Source organism: Acidovorax sp. KPB24-03 (assembly GCF_057546605.1).
Window position 1 is genome coordinate 1 of sequence record NZ_BAAJYR010000602.1, and the last position, 1,595, is coordinate 1,595.

Here is a 1,595-nt window from a genome sequence, read left to right on the forward strand (position 1 = left end):
CGGCGGCCAGCGTGCCGTCGGCGATCTGCGCGCGCAGCAGGTCGTAGATGCGGCGGCCGGTGCCGGGCGGGGCAGGGGGGTGGAACTGGTCCATTGAAATGGTGAAGAACTGGCTCTTCGGATTGTGCCGGTTCTGCATGACAGTCTCGTGCACCGCATTCCGACCGAGCCCCACCCATGTACATCCCACCGCATTTCGCCGAAAACCGGCCCGAAGCCCTGCAGCGCCTCCTGCGCGAGCACCCCCTGGGCACCCTGGTCACCCACGGCGAAGGGGGCCTGGACGCCGACCACCTGCCGTTCGAGTTCGACCCGGAGGTGGGCCCGTTCGGCCGGCTGTCGGCCCATGTGGCCCGCGCCAATCCGCTGTGGCAGCGCTGCCCCACGGGCACGCCGGTCATGGTGGTGTTCCACGGCCCCCAGTCCTATATCTCGCCCAACTGGTATCCGAGCAAGCACGAGTCGCACCGCCTGGTGCCGACCTGGAACTACGAGGTGGTGCACGCGCACGGCGTGCTGACCGTGCACGACGACGAACGCTTCGTGCGCCGCATCGTGGCGCGCCTGACGCGCCAGCATGAGGCCGCCGAGCCCCGGCCCTGGAAGATGGGCGATTCGTCGTCCGAATTCATCAACGGCCTGCTGCAGCACATCGTGGGCATCGAGATCGCGCTCACCGCGCTGGTGGGCAAGTCCAAGCTCAGCCAGAACCGCGAGGCGCGCGACATCGCCGGCGCCGCCGACGCGCTGCAGTCGCGCGGCCAGGGGGACCTGGCCGGGAGGATGCGCCCGCCGTCCGCCCCCTGACGGGTGGGTGGCCGCGAGCGCCCCCGGCCGCTTGACATGGGCGCTCATGGCACCATGTGGTCCATACCACCCCGGGCATTTCGCCACGGGGGTGCCGGAATGGCCCCTGCCCAGGAATCGGATTGCAATGAAGACCATCGACGAGATGCTGAACCTTGACCTGCTGACCCACGAGCAGCATTTCCAGATCAGTGCATGGATCGCGCGCTCCAGTTCGCCGGAGGACATCCTGCAGATGCCCGCGCCGTTGTGGCAGGCGGTGGAGCGCGCCAGCCAGACCATGGGCGTCAACGAAGACCTGCTGCGCCCTCCGGCGCTGGATGCCGGAAACGCCGCGCTTCCCTGACGTGCCGCGGGCCCTGCGCTGCCGGCCGCGCCTCAGCGCAGCACGCGGCATTGGCCGAATTCGCAGCGGATCGCCAGGGCGTCGCCGTTGCTGCAGGGCACGGTGTAGGTCTCGAAACCCGGTCCCTTGGCGGCCAGCCAGGCCATGGGCGTGGCGGTGCAGGACTGGTCGCGCGCAAGGCGCTCGGCATTGAACGTGTCGGTGCCGATGGCGCGCGCGGGCAGGGGCGTGTAGTCGGCGTGTGCCGAGCGGGCGGGCTGGTTGGGCTCCGGCACGGCGGCCACGGCCGGGTAGGTGCTGCCGGCGTATCCGCGCCCGGCCATGCAGTTGGCGACGATGCCCCTGGCGCCGCTCCAGCGCCTGCACGCCCTGCGTGGCGCCGAGCGCCCCGCCGATCAGCGCCGAATCCTGCACCGCGTTGCGGCTGCCGCCCAGCGCCCAG

General features: G+C 70.8%; 3 protein-coding genes. 2 read left to right on the forward strand and 1 reads right to left on the reverse strand.

Going from position 1 to position 1,595, the window contains the following annotated elements; translation table 11 throughout:
• Nucleotides 1-177: 177 nt before the first annotated feature.
• Both AC27KI_RS24395 and AC27KI_RS24400 read left to right on the forward strand, forming a co-directional pair.
• Nucleotides 178-807, forward strand: coding sequence for an FMN-binding negative transcriptional regulator (locus AC27KI_RS24395; protein WP_487090692.1), 630 nt, complete (start codon nucleotides 178-180; stop codon nucleotides 805-807).
• 127 nt (nucleotides 808-934) lie between these two features.
• The gene (locus AC27KI_RS24400; RefSeq protein ID WP_272564024.1) at nucleotides 935-1,153 is read left to right on the forward strand and encodes a hypothetical protein; all 219 of its coding nucleotides are present in this window, start codon (nucleotides 935-937) and stop codon (nucleotides 1,151-1,153) included.
• Nucleotides 1,154-1,185: 32 nt separating this feature from the next.
• On the opposite strand, the gene AC27KI_RS24405 is transcribed toward AC27KI_RS24400, so the two are convergent.
• Nucleotides 1,186-1,476, reverse strand: a complete 291-nt coding sequence (locus tag AC27KI_RS24405; RefSeq protein ID WP_487116331.1) for a hypothetical protein — start codon at nucleotides 1,474-1,476, stop codon at nucleotides 1,186-1,188.
• Nucleotides 1,477-1,595: the final 119 nt, after the last annotated feature.

Coding starts and splice junctions, on each gene's coding strand:
- AC27KI_RS24395 (WP_487090692.1), top strand. CDS start 178: ATGTACATCCCACCGCATTTCGCCGAAAACCGGCCCGAAGCCCTGCAG.
- AC27KI_RS24400 (WP_272564024.1), top strand. CDS start 935: ATGAAGACCATCGACGAGATGCTGAACCTTGACCTGCTGACCCACGAG.
- AC27KI_RS24405 (WP_487116331.1), bottom strand. CDS start 1,476: ATGGCCGGGCGCGGATACGCCGGCAGCACCTACCCGGCCGTGGCCGCC.